Origin of the sequence: Enterocloster sp. OA13 (assembly GCF_022440595.1) — a bacterium.
Taxonomy (GTDB): Bacteria; Bacillota; Clostridia; order Lachnospirales; family Lachnospiraceae; genus Enterocloster; species Enterocloster hominis.
The window spans coordinates 2,205,161-2,230,735 of sequence record NZ_JAKNTF010000001.1 but is presented as its reverse complement, the minus strand read 5'-3'; the positions used below and the strand labels follow the sequence as shown (position 1 = coordinate 2,230,735).

The window sequence follows — 25,575 nt, the reverse complement described above, 5'->3', positions numbered from 1 at the left end:
AGACTTGATGATAAATACTTAATGTGAGGAGACCTGAATATGAACGGTTTATTGATGATGTTGTTAGCTGTAGTGGTTTTAGGCGGCGCTTATCTGATTTACGGCAGATACCTTGCCAGGAAATGGGGCGTGGATCCCGATGCAAAGACGCCTGCCTATGAGATGGAGGACGGGGTGGACTATGTCCCTGCTGATACCAATGTTGTGTTTGGACACCAGTTCGCATCCATTGCAGGAGCCGGTCCCATTAACGGTCCCATCCAGGCAGCCATGTTCGGCTGGCTTCCCGTGATGCTGTGGATCCTGTTGGGAGGCGTGTTCTTTGGAGCGGTACAGGATTTTGCATCCATGTATGCTTCTGTCAAGAACAAGGGGCGTTCCATCGGCTATATCATTGAACTCTATATCGGCAAGCTGGGAAAACGGCTGTTCCTGCTATTCACCTGGCTGTTTTCCATCCTGGTGGTAGCCGCCTTTGCAGATATCGTGGCCGGTACCTTTAATGGATTCGATGCCGCCACAGGAGGGCGCATCGCTGCCAACGGCGCAGTGGCGTCCACATCCCTGCTGTTCATCCTGTTTGCAGTGGCCCTTGGCTTTTTCCTGAAGTTCGGGAAATGCGGCAAACTCATGAATACACTGGCGGCCATCGGGCTTTTAGTCCTCGCTGTTGCGCTGGGGCTGGCATTCCCGGTATATGTTCCCCAGGGCAGCTGGCTTATCTTTGTATTCCTGTATGTGATCGTGGCATGTGTCACCCCGGTCTGGGCGCTGCTCCAGCCAAGGGACTACTTAAACAGCTACCTGCTGCTGGCCATGATCATCGGTTCGGTCCTTGGAATCTGTGTCTACAATCCATCCATGAACCTGCCCTCCTTTACATCCTTTGCGTTCATGGACGGGAACGGCAACATTTCCTATCTGTTCCCAACCCTGTTCGTGACCATTGCCTGCGGCGCTGTATCCGGGTTCCATTCACTGGTTTCCTCGGGAACGGCCAGCAAGCAGATTAAGAATGAAAAGAACATGCTTCCGGTTTCATTCGGCGCCATGCTGCTGGAGAGCCTGCTGGCCATCACCGCGCTGATTGCAGTGGGTGCCCTGGCCACGGGCGGGACGCTGCCAACCGGCACGCCTCCCCAGGTATTTGCCAAGGCCATTGCCATGTTCCTTACCTCCCTGGGCCTGCCGGATTCCGTCAGCTACACCCTGATCACGCTGTCCATTTCCGCCTTTGCCCTGACCAGCCTTGACTCAGTGGCACGTGTGGGACGCATTGCTTTCCAGGAATTCTTTACAAACGATGATGTTGCTCCTGAAAACCAGGGTTCCTTAAACCGGGTGCTGACCAACAAGTACTTTTCCACCATACTGACCCTGGCCCTGTGCTATGCGCTGTCAAGGGCAGGCTATGCAAGCATCTGGCCCCTGTTCGGCTCTGCCAACCAGCTGCTGTCCGCACTGGCGCTGATTGCATGCGCCGTGTTCTTAAAGAGGACCCACAGACAGGGCGTGATGCTCTGGGGACCCATGGTCATCATGCTGGGCGTTACCTTTACGGCCCTGGCCCTTAAGATACGGGACCTGGTATCCGCCCTTTCCAGCCAGTTTGTGTTCGGCAATGCGCTCCAGCTTGTATTTGCAGTCCTCCTTCTGGTCCTTGGTGTGATTGTGGCCTTTGAGGGAATCAGGAAACTTCTGGAAAAGGATACGGAGGCAGCAGATGGTGCGTCCGGTAAAGAGGTGACCGCTTAACACGGCCTAGTGCTCCATCCAGTCAGAAACCGTACTGCCAGTGCTGGATATTTTGTCAGCCTGCAAGGCGGAGGAGGGAAGCGGAGTGGGTCCTCCGCTGACTGACGACAACGCGGCAGATGGCAAAATAGGCAGTGCTGGAAGTACGGTTTCTGGCTGGATGGAGCACTAGATTAAAACAATCGTTAAACAAATGAAATATTTTCCTAAGGAACATCTGCTAAAATAGTAAGCAAACAATTAAGAACAGGGAGGCAGGGTCTTGGGAGATGTAAAAAGAAACCATACGGTGAGGCAGGGAATCCTGGTGGGTGTTTTGGTGCTGGCCTGCATACTGACAGCGGCAGCTGTCTGGCTGACCAGAAGAGGGAAGGGGGCAAGCCAGGTCACAGGGGACGCCTATTATGCGGGCCGGTTCCCTCTGGAGGCATATTTTGACTACAGCCAGAGGGACGATGACTGGGCCGGCAATACCCTGGGCGGGTCCGGGGATACCATGGCGTCCTCCGGCTGCCTGACCTGCTGTATCGCAGCGTCTTTAAAAGCCCAGGGGATATATGACCATACGCCTGGTGAACTGAACCGGATATTCAATGAAAACGGGGTTTACAATGAAAACGGCGCCATCCTGTGGGCGGCCCTTGAGGAAGCCCTGCCAGGGGTCTATGTGGATCTGTCTGACGATACATCCGCCGCGTCCGTCAACCGCATGATAAGGGAAGGAAGGTATCCCATTGTCAAAGTGAAACGCAAAAGCGGGGCAGTGCACTGGATCATGCTGACCGGCACGGAGGAGGATGGTTTTGACATCACGGCCATGGACCCCATTGACGGATACGTCCATCTGAGCGACTACTCCAATCTGATTTACGGGGTCAGGATTGTATCCGCAGAAAAGGGTATAGGACAGGCATCTGCAGGGGAAGCAGATGATGCTGGTGCTGCTGGTGGTGATACGGGCGGTGATTCCGGCCATCAACCAACGGATGGATCATACAACAATCCTGGCAGCGGTACGGATAGCATAGCCATCAATCCGGACGGAACCTGCCTGGAGGAACGTTTTCCCGCCCCTGCCGGATACACAAGGGAGGCTGCGCCGGAAGGAAGCTTCCAGCAGTATCTGAGAAGGTTTCCCCTGAAAGCGGATAAAAGCCCTGTCCTGCTTTATGACGGCAGCGAGAAGGGGAATCAGGGCGCCCACGAAGCCGTATTTGACCTGCCTGTCTTTGACAGCGACCTTCAGCAATGCGCGGACAGCATCATCCGCGTTTATGCGGAATATTTCTGGTCCACAGGGAACCAGGACAGGATTGCGTTCCACCTGACCAATGGTTTTCTGATGGATTATCCCTCATGGAGGGAAGGGAACCGGCTTCAGGTGGACGGGAACCAGGTGTCGTGGGTAAAGAAGGCGTCCTATGATGATTCCTATGAAACCTTCCTCCTGTATCTGAAATATGTGATGATGTATGCGGGAACCCTCTCCCTGGATGAGGAGGGTTCACCCATATCCCCGGACCAGCTAAAGGCAGGCGACATGTTCATCAAAGGCGGCAGCCCCGGGCACTGCGTCATGGTTGCGGATGTGGCCGTGAACGGGGACGGGGAGACCTGCTTCCTTCTGGCCCAGGGCTATATGCCTGCCCAGGAATTCCATGTCCTGAAGAACCCGGACAGCGAGGGGAATCCCTGGTATTTTACCAAAGACCTATCCTACCCCTTCCTCACCCCGGAATACGTGTTCCAGGAGGGAAGCCTGAAACGCTGGGGAGGATTTTGATTTCTGATTGTCACATTTCCTGATTCCTGTTATAATAGTACGGAAAACCGCTGCCAAAAGCAGGTTGTTTCCGGAGGCTTAGGATGATACTTATGAATGAGATACCGGACCGGTTTTGGAGCTTATTCCGCTCCATTAACCGGTCTACTTATATTGAGGCACTGTTGAAAATCAACGAGGAATACGAGTACAGCAACTATTTCCTGAGCAGGGAAATGTGTATCCAGCTTCTGGGCGAATATTTTTCCAGGAAGAAGTATGTGCTCTGGCAGGACGAGACAGAGGATGACTGGGACACCCTGGAACCGCCCGCCACACGCGTCCTCAACTGGCTTTTGAGGAACGGCTGGCTCAGGAAGGTGGACGATTATGCCAATATGACCGTGAACATCGTCATACCCGATTACGCGGCCGTGATGATTGAAGCATTTGCAAGGCTGGCAAGCGATGAGGAAGATGAGACTGAAGTATACATCCAGAATGTCTATGCCATTCTTTTTTCTCTTAAAAATGACCCCCGTTCCAGTATAACCCTCCTGAATACAGCCCTTGTCAATACCAAGAAGCTGAACAAATCCCTTCAGGACATGCTGCACAATATGGATAAGTTCTTTGGAAGCCTGCTGGAGCAGAAGAATTACAGCAGTCTGTTAAAGGAGCATCTGGACCGTTATGTGGAGGAAATCGTCAATAAAAAATACCACATCCTGAAAACCTCGGACAATTTCTATCTGTACAAAACAGATATTAAGCGCTGGATCACCGCCATGCGCCAGGACGAGGAATGGACCAGGCACATGTGTTCCAGGGCCACGGGCTTCTTTGGCCGCAGGCCGCCCGATGTGACGGAGGCCCAGGTCATGGAGAAGCTGGACCAGCTGGAGCGGGGCTTTGATGATATTGAACACCGCATTGCCAATATGGACAAAGAGCATACCCGGTATGTGCGCGCCACGGTCACACGGCTTAATTACCTCCTGAACCAGGAGGACAACATGAAGGGCCTTGTGATCCAGCTGCTGAACCACCTTTCTGAATATGACTGCACGGACCAGGATGTACAGGTAATAGGCGGGAAAATGAACCTGTCCCAGCTAAACATCCTGTCGGAGAAATCCCTGTATAAGAAACGCAGGACAAAATCAGATTTTAAGGAACAGCTAAAGGACGAGGACGTGTCTGAGGAACTGTCCATGGAAGAGGTGCTGAACCTGAACAAGGTAAGGAACCGTTACAGCAAAAAGGAAATCGAGGACTTCATCGAGGGCAGGATGGAAAACGGGATCATGGAAGTTGACAAGGACACGGCGCGCAGCGATGAGGAGTTTGAGAAGCTGATCCTGGCCTATGATTATTCCACCAGGCAGAAAAGCCCGTACACGGTGGAAAATCCGGAGCCTGAGATGATACATAACGGCAGGTACAGCTATCCCAGGTTTGTATTTGCAAGGAGGAAGAGATAATGGCCCTTGAAGAAGGCATTGCCTATTATGATACGTTGCTGCAGGAGGAACAGGCGCGGCTCACCGCGTCCATACGCCTCCTGCTTCACCAGACCTTTATCCTGGAACACAAATTTGACCGCCGTTCGGGGCGGTTCCAGTATAACCCGGATTTCAGGGACTGCAACAAGCATCTGGAATTCATCCGCAGTTACTTTGCTGTCAGCGGGATTGAGGTCATGGAAAATACCCAGACAGGAATCATCTATATCCAGGGCGGGAACCTGATGGGGGATAAGCTGCCCAAGCTGGCAACCCTGTACCTGCTGGTATTGAAGCTGATTTATGATGAACAGATGGAAAGTGTGTCCACCAGTGTGAATGTGTATACCACCCTCAGGGAGATACACGAAAAGCTGGGGAATTACCGTCTTTTTAAGAAGCAGCCCTCGCCCACGGATATCAGGCGGGCCGTGACACTGCTGAAAAAGTACCAGATACTGGAACCCCTGGATCTGCTGGAGGATTTAAACAGCGAGAGCCGCATGATTATCTATCCCTGCATCAACGTGGTCCTGATGGGCGATGACGCCCGGCAGCTGCTGGCTTTCTTTGACGAAAGCGCGGAGGATGAAGGCGTACAGGTAAAGGCGGATTTGGATGAGGTGGACCGGGAACGCCTGATACAGCCCCCCGGACTGGACGACAGAGGAGATGAGGACGATGGAACAGATGAATATGGGTCAGATGAATATGAATCAGTTGGAACCGAACCAGGCGGAAATGAGCCAGATGAAAATGAACCAGACGAAAATGAACCAGATTGAACTGAACCAGACGAAGATGAATCAGATGGAAATGCCCCAGATGGAAATACCGCAGAAGCGGACGGAGAATAAAGGCCGTTTTCTGGCCCTCTCCAGGATCTGCCTGAACAACTGGCACTATATCAATAAACGTATCCTTTCGTTTAATGAGGACATCAATTTCTTTACCGGACATTCCGGCAGCGGGAAATCCACTGTGATTGACGCCATGCAGATCCTTCTGTACGCCAACACGGACGGCAGGGGATTCTTTAACAAGGCAGCGGCCGATGACTCGGACCGGAGCCTGATTGAATACCTGCGGGGCATGGTGAACATTGGGGAGAATAACGAATTTTCCTATCTCAGGAACCAGAATTTTTCCTCCACCATTGTCCTGGAACTGAAGCGCAGCGACACAGGGGAATGCCAGTGCGTGGGAATCGTGTTTGACGTGGAGACATCCGCCAACGACATTTCCCGCCGCTTTTTCTGGCACAAAGGCCCTATGTGGGACAATGCATACCGCACAGGGAAGCGCACCATGTCCATAGCGGAGGTGGAATCCTACCTCCAGGAACATTTCAACAAGGAGGAATGCTTTGCCACCTCCCACAATGAACGGTTCCGCAGGGTGCTGTATGACACATACCTGGGCGGACTGGATCCTGAGAAATTCCCCTTACTGTTCAAACGGGCCATCCCCTTCCGCATGAACATAAAACTGGAAGATTTTGTAAAAGAATACATCTGCATGGAGCAGGACATCCACATTGAGGACATGCAGGAAAGCGTCATGCAGTATGGACGCATGCGCAAAAAGATAGAGGACACCTGCGCGGAGATAGAGGAACTGAACCGTATCCGGCAGGCATACGGTGTTTACCAGGAAAAGGAACAGCAGCTGGAGAAATATGCCTACTTCGTGAAAAAGCTGGAAATCCTGGACCTTCAGTCCCAGGTCAGGACACTGGCCGACCGGCTGTCCTTGGCAAAGGAGGACCTGAAACGCCAGGAGGATACGCGAACAGCAGTGGAAACCCAGATTGCGGACCTGACCGAACAGGGGGACGATCTGCTGCGCCGCATTGCCTCAACCGGCTATGAGGACCTGAAAAAGCAGGCGGAGGCCCTGAACCAGCTTCTGGAGCGCCTGGGCAAAAGCGAGGCCAGGTGGCAGCAGACCACCCAGTCCCTCAAGGCATGGGAAGACGAGGATATCACCTCCAACCAGACCCTCTGGGATATTGAGGAATTTGAAAACCGCACCATTGACAATAAAACCCTTTGCCGCCTGAAGGAATCCATTGCCTCCATGTGCGCGGACACGGAAAAGCAGCGCCAGGAGGCTGCCGCTGAGATTAGGGACCTGAAAAACAGGGAAAAACAGACAAAAGACGAACTGGAAAAGCTGCGTTCCGGCAACAAGGCATATCCTAAATACCTGGAGCATGCCAGAAGCTTCCTGCAGCGCCGCCTGCTGGAAGAAACCGGAAAGGGTGTGGACGTCCATATCCTTGCAGACCTGCTGGACATCAAAAAGGACCAGTGGCGCAATGCGGTGGAGGGGTATCTTGGCAGCCAGAAGCTGAGCCTTGTGGTCCCTCCTAAATATGCCCGTATTGCCCTGGAAATATATGGGGAACTGGATAAAAAAGAGTATTATAACGCAGCTGTCCTGGACACGGAAAAACTGTCCCAAAGCCAGCCCACGGTCCTTGAGGGCGCCCTGTCCGAGGAGGTGTCGGTGCGTGAGTCCTATATCCAGCCCTACATCGACCTTTTGCTGGGAAAAGTAATCAAATGCGCCACCACCCAGGAACTCCGCCAGTGCCGGATCGGCATCACCGACAGCTGCCTGCTCTACCACAGCTTCCGGCTCCAGCACATCAATCCTGAAAACTACAGTAAGTTTGCTTACATCGGCAAGGACAGTGTGAGGAAGCGCATCCGGCTTCTGGAGCAGGAGCTTAAGTCCATGGAGGAACAGAAAAAACCTCTGGAGGAAATCGTACGTGAGTGCCAGCGCATCCTCAGCCTTGAGCGCCTTGGCGGTGAGCCGGAGGAATATCTGGAATGGTTAAGGGATATGGGCGCCTGGAATGAAAAGCAGCGTGAAAAGAAGCAGCTTCTGTCAAAGCTTGAGAAGCTGAAGACCCAGGACGTGGACCAGCTGGAGCAGGAGAGGAAGGCGGTGGTAAGCCTTTGCGACGGCAAGAAGCGGGAGCGGGACGGGCTGATGAACCTGATCCGGGACAAGGAAAATGAAATCAGCCGGTACCAGAATACAGCCATCAGCCTGAATGCGGCCCTGACGGATCAGGAACGGGGCTGGGTAAGCAACAGCGGGCTGGACACGGAACTGGCCGGATACCTGTCGGCCAAGGACCATCCAAGGTATGACCGGGAAAAGGAAAGCTACAGCACAAGGTGCAGCCGGATTTCAGAAAGCCGTGACACGGCCTTCCAGGACCTGATGACCGCAAGGACCGACTACCTGCGCCGTTATCCCAACCGGAATTTCCCGGTGAACCATAAGGATAACCAGGCATATGACCACCTCCTTAAAAGCCTGTCCTGCGACCATCTGGAGGAATACAGGCAGAAGGCAGCGGACCAGGCCCGGGCCGCCGTGGAGCATTTTAAAAATGACTTCATGTATAAAATCCGCAGCGCCATACGGGAAGCCATGCTCCGCGGGGATGAGCTGAACCGCATCATCAGCCGCCTGGATTTCGGAAAGGACAAATACCAGTTTGTCATCGGGCGCAACAAGGGCGCGGACGGCAGGTACTATGATATGTTCATGGACGAATCCCTGGAGGTAAACCCGTCCCAGCTGACGGATTCCTTTGACAACCAGCTGGACCTTTTCACCACCCAGCACGAAAACCAGTACGGGGTTTTAATCAATGACCTGATCGGCATCTTCATACCGCCGGAAAACGCCACGCCCCAGGAGCTGGAGGAGGCGAAGCGCAATATGGATAAATATGCGGATTACCGCACCTATCTGTCCTTTGACATGCAGCAGCTGATCCGGAATGAGGATGAGGTGATTAAAATCCGCCTGAGCCGGATGATTAAGAAAAATTCAGGAGGGGAGGGCCAGAATCCCCTGTATGTGGCCCTTTTGGCCAGCTTCGCCCAGGCATACCGCATCAACCTATCCCCCAGGATGGAGCGCAATCCCACCATCCGCCTGGTGGTGCTGGACGAGGCATTTTCCAAAATGGATGCCGAAAAGGTGGCAAGCTGCATCGAGCTGATCCGGGGCCTTGGGTTCCAGGCCATCATCAGCGCCACCAATGATAAGATACAGAACTATGTGGAGAACGTGGACAAGACATTCGTGTTTGCAAATCCCAATAAAAAGTCCATTTCCATTCAGGAATTTGAACGGGACCGTTTCCAGGAACTGGTAAAAGATTTGGAAGAAGAATAGGAAAGTATTGCAATAATCGGTAAAATATATTAAAATAGTACCATTACTGATTTCATAGGAGGAAACTATATCGAAAACGGAAAGGAGAGATTTGCATGATTCAGACAAAGGAATTTATGGACAATGTAAGTCAGTGGGCAGATATCTGCCTGAATGATGAGAGGATTGATTTGGGGCTCTACGAGAAGTACGAGGTGAAACGGGGGCTCCGCGACAAGAATGGTAACGGTGTTGTGGCAGGACTGACGAAAGTGTCCAAAATTGAGTCCAACAAGGTTGTGGACGGGGTAAAGGTGCCCTGTGAAGGAAAACTATTCTACCGGGGTTATAACATTTATGATTTAATAGGCGGAGTGGTGAGAGACAACCGGTATGGGTTTGAAGAGATTGCGTATCTGCTTCTTTTTGGTGAGTTGCCCGGTGACAGCCAGCTCACAAAGTTCAGGGAAAGCCTGGCATTCAGCCGCACCCTTCCCACGAATTTTGTCAGGGACGTTGTGATGAAGGCCCCATCCAGGGATATGATGATATCCTTAAGCAAGAGTATCCTGACCCTGGCAAGCTATGATGACAAGGCATGGGATATCTCCATCCCCAATGTGCTCAGGCAGAGCATGATGTTAATCAGTGTCATGCCCATGCTGGCCGTTTACGGCTACCATGCTTACAACCACTATGAGAGGGATGCCAGCATGTATATCCACCGTCCGGACGAGAACCTGTCCACGGCAGAGAACCTGTTAAGGCTGCTGCGCCCGGATATGAAGTACTCCGAAGTGGAGGCACATGTGCTGGATCTTGCACTGATCCTTCATATGGAGCATGGCGGCGGTAATAACTCCACCTTCACCACCCACGTGGTCACCTCTTCCGGAACCGATACATATTCCGTTGTCTCCGCGGCCCTGGCCTCCTTAAAGGGACCAAAGCACGGCGGCGCCAACATCAAGGTAGTGGAGATGATGGCTGACTTAAGGAAGAATGTAAAGGATTTAAAGGACAGGGAGGAAGTGGAAGATTACCTGAAGAAGCTTCTCCACAAGGAGGCATTTGATAAAAAAGGCCTTATCTACGGAATGGGCCACGCCGTATACTCCAAGTCGGACCCAAGAGCTGAAATCTTCAAACGCTTCGTAAGGCAGCTCTCAGAGGAAAAAGGCCGTGAGGATGATTTTGAACTGTACTCCATGATTGAGGAGCTGGGTCCAAAGGTCATCACCGAAGAGCGTAAAATCTACAAAGGCGTCAGCGCCAACGTTGATTTCTATAGCGGTTTTGTTTACAGCATGCTGGATATCCCGGAAGAGATGTTCACACCTATCTTTGCAATTGCAAGGATTGTGGGCTGGAGCGCACACCGCATCGAAGAGTTAATCAATATGGATAAGATTATCCGTCCCGCATATACCAGCGTAATGCAGGAAGAAGTTTATAAGCCATTGTCAGAGCGGTGAGCATAGTATATCATGCTCTGTAATAGGGTGCGGTTATCCGTTGTAAAAAGTAAATAAGAAGAGGTCCGTCTGCCCTGTGGGCGGAACGGGTCATGGATGGGGATTTGGGCGCCGGACGTTCCATATCCCCATTTTTTTACATAAAAACAGGAATCATTCCTGAATCTATATACAATCTTTATACCCGCCCTGCAAATTCCAATGGTATCTTTATGAGCAATACCATTATAATGAAGGCAAATATCATAAGAGAAAGAGTTGTTGTTATGGGAAAATTTGATTATAAATTCGTGGAAGTTCCCTTAGACGGAAACTTGAAAAATGGCAATATGGAGACTCTGGAGCGGTGTAAGGAAATCATCATGAGCGAGGCTGCCCAGGGATGGCGGCTGATACAGATCATCAGCCCGGCCGGCGAGCGCAGGATGATAAGCGGCGGCAGTTATGAAATTGTATTGGAAAAGGAAAACTGAGGAGGTTTTCCTTTTTTTGTATTCCATTTCCGGTATACCTAGTGTATAATGGATTAGCGTTATCACAACATACAAAGGAGGCCGAATCATGGCAGATGCATTGGATTTACATGAAGGTGAACAGATTGAAAAAGAACTGAAAGGTGATTATTGGGAAAAAACCCTTTGTTTTTACAGCCAGAAATCCGGTAAATATTGGTTCACGAATGAACGGATCATCTTTAGGGGCGGGTTTGTGGCGGCCCTGGACCTTCCATATTCAGAGATGGAATCCGCAGGCCTTTGCAAGGTCGGACCGCTTCTTCAGTTCCTTCCCACCGGAATCAAGGTTTCCATGAAGGACGGGAAAACATATAAGCTGTCTGTCCTTAAGAGGAAGGAAGTACTTGAACTGATTCAGTCCAAACTTTAAGAATAAGAATAAGCCGCATTTATTGACGGGGTCCTGTATATGTCCGGGGACTCCGTTTTTTATTTCCCATGGGACCATATCTCCCCCTCCCAGGGACATTTTGCAATCCTCTTAATTAATGATTGACAAACAATAAAAAACATACTAATATTAGCTGTGTTAATAATAAACGTGAAAAATATGAGGAAAAAGAATAAGTACACAAAGGAGAAGAGAGGGGCATGAAAATGGATGCAAAAACAGCAAGGGTAAAAATCTGGGAAGAGTTACTTAAGGTGGCAAGGCCGGATTCCAAATTCAGCTGGCAGTTTTCAGAGTTTATCGCGGATTATGAAGGCAGTGACAAGGGCGCCGCACTGCTGGCGTCCACGGATATGTATAAGAACGCCAAGGTGATTTTCATAACGCCGGACAATAACCTGGAAACGCTGCGTGAAACAGCATTCCGTGACAGGAAGACAGTTGTCATGACCAACTACGGGATTACCAGGGGATTTTTCCTCATCCGTCCTGAGTACATCCCGGAAGGGAAGGAAGAGGTTGCCTCCCTGCTTGACGGGGTCTCCCGTTACTGGAAGCACCAGACCCTGGAGCAGTTAAAAGAGTCCGTGGGCCACATCGATATGCTGGTGACCGGCGCATCTGCCATCACGCCCAGCGGCATCCGTTTCGGCAAGGGACATGGGTACTTTGATCTGGAGTGGGCCATGTTATATACCATGGGCATTGTGGATGAAACCTCTGTGATTGTGGGGGCCGGCCATGACTGCCAGGTGGCTGACGTGGACGTTACGGTGGAAGAGTATGACACCGCCATTGACTACATCGTGACACCTACGCGCATCATCGAGACGCGCCATGAGTTCCCAAGGCCCACCAAGGGAATCATCTGGTGCCGCCTTGCCCCAGGCATGAGGGAGCAGATTCCTCCGGTACAGGAACTGTGGTGTAAGGTACATTGCAAATAAGCAGGAGGGCATACATGGACAACCAGACTCCGTTACTTGAATTAAAAGGAATAACAAAGACCTTCGGCAGCTTTACTGCCAATGAGGATATCAACCTTACCGTGTATCCTGGAGAAGTCCATGCCCTGCTGGGGGAGAACGGCGCCGGTAAAAGCACGCTGATGAATGTAATCTACGGTATCTATAAGCCGGACAGGGGAGAGGTATTCCTTTCCGGGAAACCGGTCCGGATCCACTCTCCCAAGGATGCCCTCCGCCATGGCATCGGTATGGTCCACCAGCACTTCATGCTGGTGGATGTGTTCTCGGCCATTGAGAATATCGGCCTGATGGGGGATGTGAAGACATTTTCCATCACAAACCGCAGGAAGATTGAGGACACGCTGGAACAGCTGAAGCAGAAATACGGCATTGACGTGGACCTGCACAGCCCGGTGGAACAGCTGAGCATCGGCATGCAGCAGAAGGTGGAGATATTAAAGCTTCTGTATACCGGCGCGGATGTGCTGATTTTTGACGAACCCACAGCGGTCCTGCTTCCCCAGGAATGCGACGGCCTGTTTGAAATCATAGCCAATCTGGTCAGTGAAGGCAAAGGCGTCATCTTCATCAGCCATAAGCTGGATGAGGTGCTGAAAATCAGCCGCCGCATCACGGTCCTTACCAAAGGAAGGGTAACGGGCCAGATTGACACAAAGGATGCGGACAAGTCCACCATTGTAAGGATGATGGTGGGGGAGGAAGTAACGCCGCCGGAATTTGACAAAATCCGCGGTGACCACAGGGACAGGGTGCCCGTGCTCTGCGCCCAGGACCTGAAGGCGGAGGACGACCGCAGGGTCATGACCTTAAACGGCGTGTCCCTGTCCGTGTATCCCGGCGAAGTGGTCGGGATTGCCAGCGTGGAAGGAAATGGACAGATGGAGCTGGCCGAAGTACTGGCCGGGGTAAGAAGGGCGGCCGGGGGCCGGGTCCTGATTGACGGCGCTAAGGTTTCCACCAGGAATGCCAAGGATTTCATTGACCGGGGGATTTCCTACGTGCCTGCGGACCGGAATCACGTTGGCAGCGTGCCGGACTTCCCTCTTTATGAAAACTGGATACTGCGCAACCGCAGGCCGCCGAAAAAGGGATGTTTCCTGGATTACCGTTTTATTAAGACCCAGGCAGCAAAGGCCATGTTTGACTTTGACGTAAGGGCCAGGGGAATCACGGACAGAAGCGCCAACCTTTCCGGCGGTAACCTCCAGAAGTTCATACTGGCCAGGGCGCTGAGCAAACATCCAAAGGCCATGATATGCGCCTATCCCACCAGGGGACTGGATATCAAGGCCACCTGGTTCATACGTGAAAAAATCATTAAGGCCAGGGATGAAGGAATGGGACTGCTCCTGCTGTCCGGTGATTTTGAAGAACTGTTCGCCCTTTCCGACCGGATTGTGGTGCTCTACCGGGGCAGGATCGTGGGGGAGGTCCTTCCCGAGGAAACAACGGTGCGTGAAGTGGGAATGATGATGATGGGGGTGACTGCCAATGAAACTACTTGATTCCATCCATGAAGCAGGGGCGGCTGCTAAATGCCTCATTACACTGATTGCCGTGGCGGCAGCCCTTTTAATAGGAGGCATCTTCATCAGCATCCTCCATGTCAATCCCCTGGAAGCCTATTATTACCTTCTGATCCGCCCCTTCCGTTCCTTCCGGAGCATTGGGGAAATATCCGTAAAACTGGTGCCCATCCTGATTGTGGGCCTGGGAGTATCCTTTACCTTCCAGGCAAAGCTCAGCAACCTGGGCGGAGAGGGGCAGATATGCCTGGGCGCCATCGGAATGACCGTTGTGGGCATCTCGCCCTTTGCCAGGGCCATGGGTCCGGCGTGGATTTTCCCGGGGCTTCTTGTGGCAGCCTTGTCCGGCGCATTGTGGGCCGGGATTGCAGGCTTTTTTAAAACACAGTTCAAGGCCAGCGAGATCATCACCACACTGCTTTTAAACTACATAGCGGTCCAGTTCCTGAGTTACTGTGTTTATTATCCCCTGCGGGACTCCAAAGGCAACATCCCGCAGTCCGCAAAGGTGGCGTCCACCCTTCCCAAGCTGTTTGAAGGTTCCCGTATGAACGCAGGCATCCTGATTGCCCTGGCCGGACTCCTCATCTACTGGATCGTCATCCGTAAGACCAGCTTCGGGTACCGTCTCCGGGTCCTTGGCGGCAGCATCCGGGCAGCGGCCTTTGGCGGCATCAGTGAAAAGAAATACTATCTGTCCGCCATGCTTGTCAGCGGCGCGTTTGCAGGCATTGCAGGGGCGGTGGAGATTGCAGGCACCCAGACACGTCTTCTGGAGGGCCTGGCGGGTTCCTATGGTTTTGACGGTGTGGTGGCAGCCCTTCTCGGCATGCTCCATCCCGTTGGTGTCCTGGTGTCCTCCATCCTTTTGGCGGCCCTGTCCTCGGGAGCCGAGACCATGCAGGTGAAGACAGGTGTGTCCTCCCTGTTCCTCAACGTCCTGCAGGCCCTGATCGTGCTGTTCATCCTGCTGGGCTTCAGCTTTTTCGGAACCGCAGGCAAAAAGAAACGCCCTGACAAAAGAGAGGTGAAAAAATGAGTGAGATTTTAACAGCCGCATTTTTAGTTCCTCTTTTTACGGCAGGCGTGCGCATGAGCGTACCCCTGATATTCGGCTCGGTGGGAGATGTGGTGTCTGAGCGTTCCGGCGTCATGAACATCGGACTGGAAGGGGAAATGTTAGTCAGCGCCCTTATATCCTTCATGGCAGCCTATCACACGGGCAGCCTTTTCCTCGGTATCCTGGCCGGAGGCATGGCCGGGCTTGCAGGCGCCCTTCTCATTGCGTTCTGGGGTGTCAGCAGGAAGCAGGACCAGTCCGTGGTGGGAATCATGTTCAACATATTTGCCCTTGGTTTCACCAACTTCCTGTACCGCGCCGTGTACGGCGTCAGCACGGATAAGATCAAGGTGGATATCCTTAAGAACATAGAAATCCCCGTGCTTTCAAAAATACCGTTCATCGGCGATATTTTCTTTAAGCACAATGCCCTTGTGTACTGTGCCCTCATAGCTGCCGCCGTGGTATGGTTCCTGTTAAAGTATACCAACCTGGGATTAAAGGTGGACGCGGCAGGGGAGAATCCCAAAGCAGCCGCGGCAGCAGGTATTGATGTTGTGAAAATCAGGTATAAGACATATATGTTCAGCGGCTTCATGGCCGGCATCGGCGGCGCCTTCCTGTCCTGCGGCATTGTGGGAACATTTACGGAAAACATGTCCTCGGGCCGCGGCTTCATCTGCCTGGCCATTACCATCCTTGCCAGATGGAATCCTGTGTTTGCCGTGTGTGCGGCCTTTATGTTCGGAACAGTGGAAGCCCTGCAGCTGCGGCTTCAGGCCCTTGGTTCAACCCTTCCATACCAGTTTTTCGTGGCCCTGCCCTATGCAGTAACCCTGCTCAGCCTCGTCATATTCGGGCGCAACATCCACGCCCCCGGATATCTGGGCCAGATATACAATAAGGAGAGCAGATAACAATATATTCTAAAAGGAGAAAACAGTTATGAAAAAGTCTACACGCGTATTATCATTCCTTCTGTGCGCAGCCATGACCGTATCCGCCATGACAGGCTGCGGTTCCAAGACAGAGGGGACCAAGGCGGCGGACGCTGCCAAAACAGAGCAATCAGAGGCAGCCGGTGCCGGCGCTGACACCACAGGGGAAAAGGCTCCTGCAGGGGAAGTGTCCAGGATTGCCATCCTCCTTCCGGGCTTTATCACGGACAAGTCCTGGAACCAGGGCGCTTATGAGGGATTAAAGGAACTGGAGGCCCAGGGCTATGGGATTGCATATACCGAGGACGTACAGGCCGCCGACATGGAATCCACCTTCAGAAGCTACTGTGAGGAGGACTATGATTTCGTGATTGGTCACGGTGTGCAGTACGGGGATGCATGCGTCCGGGTGGCGGAAGATTATCCTGAGAAATATTTCTTCATCACAGGCAACCCGCCGGAGGGCGAGGAGACCCCTGGAAACATTGCATTCTATGACTATAAGGAATATGAAGGCGCATATGTGTGCGGCGTCCTGGCAGCCATCCAGAGTGAGAGCGGGGTCATCGGCTATATCGGCGGCGGTGACAATACCACCCAGGCATCTGACAAGAACGCATTTGTCGAGGGAGCCAAGGCAGCAAGGCCTGACGTGGAGGTGAAGACAGTCATAACCGGAACCTTTAACGACTCATCCAAGGGCAAGGAGACTGCCCTGGCAATGATTGAACAGGGTGTGGATGTAATCCTCCAGACCTGTGATGAAACCGGGCTGGGCGCGTTTGAGGCATGTGAGGAAAAGGGTGTATTCTGTATCGGATATACCTCCGACCAGGCATCCCTTGTAAAGGATGACCTTTGCCTGACCTCCCTTATGGTCAGCATCCCAACCATGATCACCTCCCAGATTGACATCATCAAATCCGGTGAATTCGGCGGACTTGAGAATCCCGGTTTAAAGGAAGGCGTCATCAGCATCGCGCCATACAGCAGCAAGGTAACGGAAGAAGCCGCCGCGGCTGCGGATGAGGCCAGGGAAAAAATCATAAGCGGTGAGATTGTCCTGACACCGAACTATAACAGCAACTAGCAGTCAGATAAAACCGGACGCTGCCAAAAAGGCATGCCGGACACAGACGCGGTCCCGGAAGGTATTTACCTCCCCGGGACTGCTTTTTTGCTGACATTTTTCTTAATATCCCGGGATTTCCTTGACTGTCCAGTTCCTGTATGGTTTAAAATGGAGGTACAGAAAGAGATAGGAGGTATTCCTTATGAAGATAAAGGAAGTGGAAGCCCGTACCGGGCTGGTCCGGAAAAACATCCGGTACTATGAAAGCGAGGAACTTCTGACGCCTGGACGTGAAGAGGGGAACCGATACCGCAATTACAGCGAGGAAGATATAAGCCGCCTCCTGAAGATAAAGCTGTTACGGCAGCTGGGTGTCCCCATCAGGGACATACGGGAATATTTTGAAGGTTCCCTTGGATTGAGGGAAATCATGGCCAGACGGCGGTCCCAGATTGACCAGGAATTGGAACAGTTGAGGAAAATGGGACAGCTGTGCCTCCGCCTGGAGGATGAGCCGGAACTGGATCCCGGCAATGTGGAGCAATGCCTGAAGGAAATCAGTGAAGAGGAGAAAAAGGGGTCCCTGTTCCAGAACATCCGGAGGGACTGGACCAATTATAATAAGGAACTCCATGAGACCTTCATTTATATTGAAGCGGAGGGAGAGCTGCTGAACCCCCATGATTTTGCGAGGGAGACTGCAATTTATGCCCAGAAACACCATATGGCCTATGAAACGGTGCGCCTGGACCAGACGTATGCCATTGTAAAGCTGGAGGGAATCCAATATCTGGCATCCTATACATGCATCCGTTTCCGCTTTGCCAAGATACCCATGGTGAAGCTGACCAGGTGCAAGCCGCCAAAGGAACGGGTTTCCCTGGGGAAGTTCATCTTTTTAAGTATCCTGCCCCTGCTGCTTATCATGGGCGGGATTGCATTCAATATCTTTGGGAACACATATTTCCCAGGACATCCGCACCTGTACCAGTTCGTGCCCATGGCCTGCTTCGTGGGTTCCTTCTTCCTGGTTTCCAGCAGCAGGAATATCCGTTACCACGATTAAAGCAGTACCATCATACAAATATTTTTTATTGTCAAGTAAAAATGCTTGACATTCATCCCGTCATCGTGTATGATATCACAGGTGGTTGAAATGGAAAAGATTGTGGAACAAGGTTTGTTGTATGATTTTTATGGGGAACTGCTGACAGCGCACCAGCGCAAGGTATATGAAGACGTGGTGTTCAATGACCTTTCCCCCAGCGAGATAGCCGGGGAGCTGGGAATCAGCCGTCAGGGTGTCCATGATCTGATGAAACGGTGCGACAAGATACTGGAAGAGTACGAGGCCAAGCTTCATCTGGTGGCCAAGTTTGTGAAAATCCGTGATATGGCCAGGGAAGTAGAGCAGCTGGCAGACGAATGCGCCCGGACCAGGGATATGGCTCTTATAGAGCAGATTCATGGCCTGGCGGGAAAAATCACCGGCACCCTGTAAGTTGACAGAGGTGCGCCCTTAGGAGGTTATCCATGGCTTTTGAAAGCTTATCCGATAAATTACAGAATGTATTTAAGAACCTGCGCAGCAAGGGAAGGCTGACCGAGGCAGATGTCAAGGCAGCCCTGAAGGAAGTCAAGATGGCCCTTCTGGAAGCGGACGTAAGCTTCCGTGTGGTGAAACAGTTCATCAGCGACCTTCAGAAGCGGGCGGTTGGCGAGGACGTGTTCGGCAGCCTGACACCGGGACAGACCGTGGTCAAGATTGTAACCGAGGAACTGGTCAAGCTTATGGGGTCCGAGACAACAGAGATTGCCCTTAAGCCAGGTAATGAGATTACCATCATCATGATGGCTGGTCTTCAGGGCGCCGGTAAGACCACGACCACTGCCAAGATTGCAGCCAAGCTTAAGGCCAAAGGCAGGAAACCACTGCTGGCAGCCTGTGACGTATACCGTCCCGCAGCCATTAAACAGCTGCAGGTCAACGGGGAAAAGGTAGGAATCCCGGTTTTCTCCATGGGTGATAAGAACAAACCAGTGGACATTGCCAAGGCAGCGGTGGAACATGCGGCCAAGAACGGCATGAACGTGGTTATCCTTGATACGGCCGGCCGCCTTCATATTGATGAAGATATGATGGAAGAGCTGATTGAGATTAAGAGCAATGTGGATGTGCATCAGACCATTCTTGTGGTTGATGCCATGACGGGCCAGGATGCGGTTAATGTATCCGGTTCATTTAATGATAAAGTTGGTATTGACGGTGTCATCCTTACAAAACTGGATGGCGATACCCGTGGCGGCGCAGCCCTTTCCATCCGTGCAGTCACAGGCAAACCGATTCTATATGTTGGTATGGGCGAGAAATTGTCCGATTTGGAACAGTTCTATCCGGACCGTATGGCTTCCAGGATCTTGGGGATGGGGGATATCCAGTCCCTGATTGAGAAGGCCGCGGCTGAAGTGGATGAGGAACAGGCCAGGGAACTGAGCCAGAAGCTGCGCAAGGCGGAATTCGACTACAACGATTTCCTGACCCAGATGCAGCAGATTAAGAAGATGGGCGGCATGGGAAGCATTCTCTCCATGATGCCGGGGATGGGCAGCCAGCTCTCCGGCGTGGATATGGATGAGGGCGAGAAGTCCATGCACAGGGTGGAATCCATCATCCTTTCCATGACCAAGGAGGAACGGGCCAATCCCAACCTGATGAACCCCTCCAGGAAGCAGCGCATTGCCAGGGGCGCAGGCGTGGAAATCAGCGAGGTAAACCGTCTGGTCAAGCAGTTTGACCAGATGAAGAAAATGATGAAGCAGATGCCCGGACTTATGGGCGGCGGCAAGAAGCGGGGCGGATTCGGCGGTCTGGGCGGCCTTATGGGCGGCAAGATGAAACTGCCATTCTAGCCGGTATGGTTAAGCTAGTCAAACAGGTTATCCTGTATGTCTAATATAAGAACAATCACAAGGAGGTGAAAATTACATGGCAGTAAAGATGAGATTAAGAAGAATGGGACAGAAGAAGGCTCCTTTCTATAGAATCGTAGTTGCTGATTCCAAATCCCCAAGAGATGGAAGATTCATCGAAGAAGTTGGTTACTATGACCCCACCAGGGAACCAAGCGTAATCAAATTCGACGAGGAAGCAGCTAAGAAGTGGTTAGCAACAGGCGCACAGCCCACTGAGACTGTTGGAAAGCTCTTAAAGATCGCCGGCATTCAGTAAGACGCAAATGAGGTGGAGAGATGAAGGAATTAGTCGAAGTGATTGCAAAAGCACTGGTCGATAACCCGGAAGAAGTTGTCGTTACCGAATCAATGAAAGGCGAAGATACATTGATTGAACTAAAGGTGTCTCCTGCCGATATGGGCAAGGTCATTGGCAAACAGGGCAGGATAGCAAAAGCAATCCGTTCCGTAGTCAAGGCCGCTGCATCCAAAGAAGACAAGAAAGTAATTGTTGAGATTCAGTAATTGATAGACCGCTGGCCCCAAGGCTGGCGGTTTGTTTCTTACTTGAGGTTTTTTCACACATTTCACAGGGAAAGGTTATAATATATGGAAGACATGCTGAGAGTAGGCGTCATCGCATCTACCCACGGGGTCCGTGGAGAAGTGAAGGTGTTCCCCACCACCGATGACCCCGGCCGTTTTAAACAGTTAAAAGAGGTAATTCTTGACACGGGAAAAGAGCATCTGCCCCTTGAAATCCAACAGGTAAAATTCTTTAAGAACATGGTGATCCTTAAATTCAAGGGCTATGATAATATAAATGACATCGAAAAATACAAGTCCAAAGACCTGTTAATCCCCAGGGACCAGGCAGTGGAGCTGGAGCCGGATGAATACTTCATCACGGACCTGATTGGTCTTGAAGTACGCACGGAGGACGGGGAAATCCTGGGCACCATGAAGGATGTCCTCGAGACAGGGGCCAACGATGTGTATGTGGTCCAGATGAAGGACGGGAAGGAACTCCTCCTTCCGGCCATCGGCGACTGCATCCTCAATGTGGACCTGGAGCAGGGGGTCATGACGGTGCACATCCTGGACGGTTTGATGGATCTTTAAAAAAGGGCTTGTTTTTTACGTGGTTTTGTTGTATATAAAGAAGGGGGATTTGTCAGGCGGAAGGCCGCCTGTGTGGCAAGGAAAAGGAAGCCTGTATGAGTGCAGAAGGAACGCTGGACAGAAATCATCCGGCCTGTTATACCATTGACATGAAGATGACCCAGGAATCACTGTACCACATGGTATCAGTGGAAAAGCAGCTGAACCCCTCCGCCCCGCTCAGGGTGTGGACCACATTCGGTTTTCTGCTTTGTCTATGCTTTATATGCTTTCTGGCAGCCCTTATCATGTGTGTTATCAAGGTATCCATGGGTGAATACAGGATACGCGGCAGCCTGATGGCGGCCTCCGTATTCCTAAGCCTTACTTTTTTCATCCGCACCCTTGGCCCGCGGTTCATACGCAGCGGACTCTTTAACTCGGACCGTTCCAACCGGATGCAGCTGGATACGGCATGGAGGCGGTTCCTCATCAAGAACGGGGAGCCCCGCACGGTGACCTATGAGTTTTACCGGAATTATTTCAGTACCTCCGGCGGCCGAGGGACCCTTGAGTACAGCCAGATATCGCGCATCTGCGAGACAAACCAGTGCCTTGTGCTTTATACAAGGGACCATGGAGGCTATCTGCTGGATAAGAAGCAGATAGGCGCAGCCTGTTTAAGCGGCCTGCGCACCTTACTTACGGAACGCTCAGGCAAGACGGTTAAGTGGGTGCAGGTCAGGGAATTTACCCCAGAGAAGAACAATTAATAAAAGCCGGCCCTGGCAAAGGTTTGGGGCCGGCGTTTTTGGAGTTGGCAAGCCACATACAGAAAGGAAGCATTTATGGCCAATATAACCGTATTAGACCAGAATACAATCAACAAGATAGCAGCAGGGGAGGTAATCGAGCGCCCGGCTTCCGTTGTCAAGGAGCTTCTTGAAAATGCCATCGATGCCCAGGCAACCGCGGTGACCATTGAGATTAAGGACGGCGGCTGCAGTATGATCAGGGTTACGGATAATGGCAGCGGCATAGCAAAAGACCAGATTGCCCTGGCATTCCTGCGCCATGCAACCAGTAAGATTAAATCCGTGGAAGACCTTTTCACCGTATCCTCACTGGGGTTCCGGGGTGAGGCGCTGGCAAGCATCGCGGCAGTTGCCCAGGTGGAACTGATTACCAAGACATCGGACAGCCTCACCGGCACCCGGTATCAGATAGAAGGCGGTATGGAAAAGGGGCTGGAGGAGATTGGCGCCCCGGAAGGCACCACCATCATTGCCAGGAATCTGTTTTATAACACCCCGGCCAGGAAGAAATTCCTCAAAACGCCCATGACAGAGGGCGCCCATGTGGCTGCGCTGGTGGAAAAGATTGCCTTGTCCCATCCTGACATCTCCATCCGCTTTATCCAGAACAATCAGAATAAGCTTTACACCTCAGGCAACCATAACCTGAAGGATTTAATCTATACCGTGTTCGGAAGGGAAATCGCAGCCAACCTTCTGTCCGTGGACTTTGAACAGCCGGGCATGCAGGTAACCGGATTCATCGGTAAGCCCGTAATCGCCCGTTCCAACCGCAATTATGAAAATTATTTCATCAACGGGCGTTATATAAGGAGCAACATCATATCAAAGGCCATAGAAGAGGCGTACAAGCCATTCATGATGCAGCACAAATACCCGTTCACCATGCTGCATTTTACCATACAGCCGGATACCCTGGACGTGAATGTCCATCCCACCAAGATGGAACTGCGTTTCAGCGACGGGGAAAGCGTATATAAATCGGTGGTAAAGGCGGTGGGCGATGCCCTTGCGCATAAGGAACTGATTCCCGAGGTAAGCCTGACTGAAAAAAGGGAAAAAGAGGCCGCCAAACTGGCGGAACGTCTGGCCCCCAGACCGGAACCCTTCGAAGTGCGCAGGCGCCAGGCCATGGCGCCAGGGGACAGGCCCCTGCAAAATGCAGCGACGGGGGACAGGCCCTTGGGAGCCAGGCCATCCCAGTCCGCAGCACCGGAGGCCATGGCGCTGGGAGCCAGGCCATCCCAAGCCGCGGCACCGGGGGGCGTACCATCGACACCACAATCCGGCAGCCAGGCAGTATCCTACAGCCAGACCCCGCCGCCAAAACCGTCCTATGTAAATGACCTGATGCCGGACTGGCTGAAGGAGAGAAGGCGGGAACAGGCAGAAGCCGCTGCAAAGGCTGGGACTGGACAGGCTGGCAGCCAGCCGGAACATGGAGGAATATCCACAGAAGAGGGAACCGGGGCTGCGGTGATGACGGAAAGTCCGGCTGGACTTGGAAGGCCAACCACCTCAGAAAGACCAGCCGGATTGGGAAGTTCCATCGAAAATGAACAGAAGGAAATAACCGGTCCAAGCCCCACGACGGCAACAGATTCCTGTGTTTCTGGAGAATTTTCCTCCACCGATATTCCTTCCAGGGCGATTAAAAGAGGAATTTCCTCCACTTCCGATACAGACTCGCCTTTAGGTACTCCTGAGATGATAGAGGAAAATCCTCAGCAGTTGGATTTCTTTGACGGTAAACTGCTGGACCCCAAAGCCCGTCTGAAGCACAAACTCATCGGACAGCTGTTTGATACATACTGGATGGTGGAGTACAATGAGCAGCTGTTCATCATTGACCAGCATGCCGCACATGAAAAAGTACTATATGAAAAGACCATCAAAACCCTGAAGACACGGCAGTATGACACACAGATGGTAGAACCTCCCATCATCCTTACCCTGAATATGAACGAGGAACTGCTGTTAAATAAATACATGGAATACTTTACCGGAATGGGATTCGAGATAGAGCCTTTTGGCGGCAGGGAATATGCGGTGCGCGGGGTTCCTGCAAACCTGTTTTCCATTGCCAAGAAGGACCTGCTCATTGAGATGTTAGACGGGCTGTCCGATGATATGTCGGTACATAACCCGGATATCATTTATGAGAAGGTGGCTTCCATGTCCTGTAAGGCAGCGGTTAAGGGCCATCATTCCATGTCCTTCTCGGAGGCCAATGAACTGATTGACCAGCTGCTGGGGCTGGACAACCCATATGCCTGCCCCCATGGCCGGCCCACCATCATTTCCATGAGCAAATATGAATTGGAAAAGAAATTCAAACGGATTGTGTAAGGCATGGTTTAGACATGACCAAGACATGACCTGGACATGACCCAATAGGAACGACCAAGATATGACTGAAAGGAGCAGCCCGCATATGAAGCAGCCGCTTATTGTACTGACCGGCCCGACAGCCGTCGGAAAAACATCCTTGTCCATCAAACTGGCCAAGGCCATAGGAGGTGAAATCATCAGCGCCGATTCCATGCAGGTATACCGGCACATGGATATCGGTTCGGCCAAGATTACGGCCCATGAGATGGAGGGAGTCCCCCATCATCTCATCGATGTGCTGGAACCGGATCAGGATTTTAATGTTGTCACATTCCAGCATATGGCAAAGGAGGCGCTGGAGGAGATTTACAGCCATCACCGCATCCCTATCATTGCAGGAGGTACCGGCTTCTATATACAGGCCCTTCTCTATGACATTGATTTTAAGGAGAATGACGATGAGAGCCTTGTGCGCCGGGAACTGGAGGAACTGGCTGCCAGGGAAGGTGAGGCTGCTCCTGCTGTGCTGCATGCCATGCTGGAGGAAATCGACCCGGAATCCGCTGCACGGATCCATGCCAATAATGTAAAAAGGGTCATCCGCGCCATTGAATATTACCGCCTGACAGGTGAGAGGATATCGGTCCATAATCAGGAAGAGCGGGTAAAGGAATCCCCATATAATTTCCTATATTACGTGGTGAACACGCAGCGCCCTGTCCTCTATGGACGGATTGACCGGCGCGTGGACCAGATGATTGAAAACGGCCTGGTGGAGGAAGTGCAGGCCTTAAAGGCAATGGGCTGCCATCGTGGACAGACCTCCATGCAGGGCCTTGGATATAAGGAAATCCTGGATTACCTGGATGGCAGATGCACCCTGGATGAGGCGGTCTATATCCTCAAACGGGATACCCGGCATTTTGCCAAGCGGCAGCTGACCTGGTTTAAACGGGAACGGGATGTGCGCTGGCTGAACCTGCCTGATTTTGGGAATGATGCAGCGTTGGTTGTGGAACGGATAATAGAGGATTGCGTTGGGGCGGGGATTGTGCTACAATAGTGAGTCGGCGAAGGTCCGCACCGGATGGTCCATACACCCTGTTCAGACACGCTCGCGCTCGGTTTTGTACGCAGCGGTACTAAGGCGCGTGAGGGACCGCGCCTAAGTGCCGGCGTACAAAAATGGTCTTCACAGGG

General features: G+C 52.1%; 22 protein-coding genes. All 22 read left to right on the top strand.

Annotated elements, in window-relative coordinates:
• The first annotated feature begins 39 nt into the window (after positions 1–39).
• The 22 genes from MCJ35_RS09875 to miaA all read left to right on the top strand — a co-directional run bounded on the left by MCJ35_RS09875 (position 40) and on the right by miaA (position 25,438).
• On the top strand, positions 40–1,755 hold the full coding sequence (locus MCJ35_RS09875; RefSeq protein WP_025487267.1) for a carbon starvation CstA family protein: 1,716 nt from the start codon (positions 40–42) through the stop codon (positions 1,753–1,755).
• A gap of 262 nt (positions 1,756–2,017) precedes the next feature.
• The gene (locus MCJ35_RS09870; protein WP_240299461.1) at positions 2,018–3,538 is read left to right on the top strand and encodes a DUF4846 domain-containing protein; all 1,521 of its coding nucleotides are present in this window, start codon (positions 2,018–2,020) and stop codon (positions 3,536–3,538) included.
• A gap of 83 nt (positions 3,539–3,621) precedes the next feature.
• Positions 3,622–5,001, top strand: coding sequence for a Wadjet anti-phage system protein JetA family protein (locus MCJ35_RS09865; RefSeq protein ID WP_025487269.1), 1,380 nt, complete (start codon positions 3,622–3,624; stop codon positions 4,999–5,001).
• Entirely contained in the window at positions 5,001–5,807 is an 807-nt protein-coding gene (locus MCJ35_RS09860; RefSeq protein ID WP_008725926.1) for a DUF4194 domain-containing protein, read from the top strand. The genes MCJ35_RS09865 and MCJ35_RS09860 overlap by 1 nt, the downstream gene beginning before the upstream one ends.
• A gap of 40 nt (positions 5,808–5,847) precedes the next feature.
• On the top strand, positions 5,848–9,231 hold the full coding sequence (locus MCJ35_RS09855) for an ATP-binding protein (protein WP_155858528.1): 3,384 nt from the start codon (positions 5,848–5,850) through the stop codon (positions 9,229–9,231).
• 95 nt (positions 9,232–9,326) lie between these two features.
• A complete protein-coding gene (locus MCJ35_RS09850) occupies positions 9,327–10,685 on the top strand; it encodes a citrate/2-methylcitrate synthase (protein WP_008725922.1) in 1,359 nt (452 codons plus the stop codon).
• Positions 10,686–10,951: 266 nt separating this feature from the next.
• On the top strand, positions 10,952–11,158 hold the full coding sequence (locus MCJ35_RS09845) for a DUF4177 domain-containing protein (protein ID WP_025487271.1): 207 nt from the start codon (positions 10,952–10,954) through the stop codon (positions 11,156–11,158).
• Positions 11,159–11,246: 88 nt separating this feature from the next.
• A complete protein-coding gene (locus tag MCJ35_RS09840) occupies positions 11,247–11,570 on the top strand; it encodes a PH domain-containing protein (RefSeq protein ID WP_008725920.1) in 324 nt (107 codons plus the stop codon).
• A gap of 221 nt (positions 11,571–11,791) precedes the next feature.
• Entirely contained in the window at positions 11,792–12,538 is a 747-nt protein-coding gene (locus MCJ35_RS09835) for a 5-formyltetrahydrofolate cyclo-ligase (RefSeq protein WP_008725919.1), read from the top strand.
• Between the two features lie 14 nt (positions 12,539–12,552).
• Positions 12,553–14,085 carry an ABC transporter ATP-binding protein gene (locus MCJ35_RS09830; RefSeq protein ID WP_025487272.1) on the top strand — a complete coding sequence of 511 codons (1,533 nt, stop codon included), beginning with the start codon at positions 12,553–12,555 and terminating at the stop codon, positions 14,083–14,085.
• Positions 14,072–15,145, top strand: a complete 1,074-nt coding sequence (locus MCJ35_RS09825; protein ID WP_025487273.1) for an ABC transporter permease — start codon at positions 14,072–14,074, stop codon at positions 15,143–15,145. Before MCJ35_RS09830 ends, MCJ35_RS09825 begins: the two co-directional genes overlap by 14 nt.
• Positions 15,142–16,083 carry an ABC transporter permease gene (locus MCJ35_RS09820; protein WP_008725916.1) on the top strand — a complete coding sequence of 314 codons (942 nt, stop codon included), beginning with the start codon at positions 15,142–15,144 and terminating at the stop codon, positions 16,081–16,083. The genes MCJ35_RS09825 and MCJ35_RS09820 overlap by 4 nt, the downstream gene beginning before the upstream one ends.
• Before the next feature lie 28 nt (positions 16,084–16,111).
• Entirely contained in the window at positions 16,112–17,194 is a 1,083-nt protein-coding gene (locus tag MCJ35_RS09815) for a BMP family protein (protein ID WP_025487274.1), read from the top strand.
• A gap of 184 nt (positions 17,195–17,378) precedes the next feature.
• Complete coding sequence (locus tag MCJ35_RS31635) at positions 17,379–18,242, top strand: MerR family transcriptional regulator (protein ID WP_025487275.1); 864 nt, start codon at positions 17,379–17,381, stop codon at positions 18,240–18,242.
• Positions 18,243–18,332: 90 nt separating this feature from the next.
• Positions 18,333–18,677, top strand: coding sequence for a YlxM family DNA-binding protein (ylxM, locus tag MCJ35_RS09805; protein ID WP_040382500.1), 345 nt, complete (start codon positions 18,333–18,335; stop codon positions 18,675–18,677).
• A gap of 32 nt (positions 18,678–18,709) precedes the next feature.
• Positions 18,710–20,086, top strand: coding sequence for a signal recognition particle protein (gene ffh, locus MCJ35_RS09800; RefSeq protein WP_008725911.1), 1,377 nt, complete (start codon positions 18,710–18,712; stop codon positions 20,084–20,086).
• 76 nt (positions 20,087–20,162) lie between these two features.
• Positions 20,163–20,405 (top strand): 30S ribosomal protein S16, encoded by a 243-nt coding sequence (rpsP, locus tag MCJ35_RS09795; RefSeq protein WP_008725910.1) that lies wholly within the window; start codon positions 20,163–20,165, stop codon positions 20,403–20,405.
• 20 nt (positions 20,406–20,425) lie between these two features.
• Positions 20,426–20,653: a KH domain-containing protein gene (locus MCJ35_RS09790; RefSeq protein ID WP_002567740.1), complete on the top strand. Its 228-nt coding sequence runs from the start codon at positions 20,426–20,428 to the stop codon at positions 20,651–20,653.
• An 84-nt stretch (positions 20,654–20,737) separates the two neighbouring features.
• A complete protein-coding gene (gene rimM / locus MCJ35_RS09785; RefSeq protein ID WP_025487276.1) occupies positions 20,738–21,250 on the top strand; it encodes a ribosome maturation factor RimM in 513 nt (170 codons plus the stop codon).
• A 95-nt stretch (positions 21,251–21,345) separates the two neighbouring features.
• Positions 21,346–22,002 carry a YcxB family protein gene (locus tag MCJ35_RS09780; protein WP_025487277.1) on the top strand — a complete coding sequence of 219 codons (657 nt, stop codon included), beginning with the start codon at positions 21,346–21,348 and terminating at the stop codon, positions 22,000–22,002.
• Positions 22,003–22,077: 75 nt separating this feature from the next.
• On the top strand, positions 22,078–24,393 hold the full coding sequence (gene mutL / locus MCJ35_RS09775) for a DNA mismatch repair endonuclease MutL (protein ID WP_240299460.1): 2,316 nt from the start codon (positions 22,078–22,080) through the stop codon (positions 24,391–24,393).
• Positions 24,394–24,478: 85 nt separating this feature from the next.
• Positions 24,479–25,438: a tRNA (adenosine(37)-N6)-dimethylallyltransferase MiaA gene (gene miaA, locus MCJ35_RS09770; protein ID WP_025487278.1), complete on the top strand. Its 960-nt coding sequence runs from the start codon at positions 24,479–24,481 to the stop codon at positions 25,436–25,438.
• Positions 25,439–25,575 lie beyond the last annotated feature (137 nt).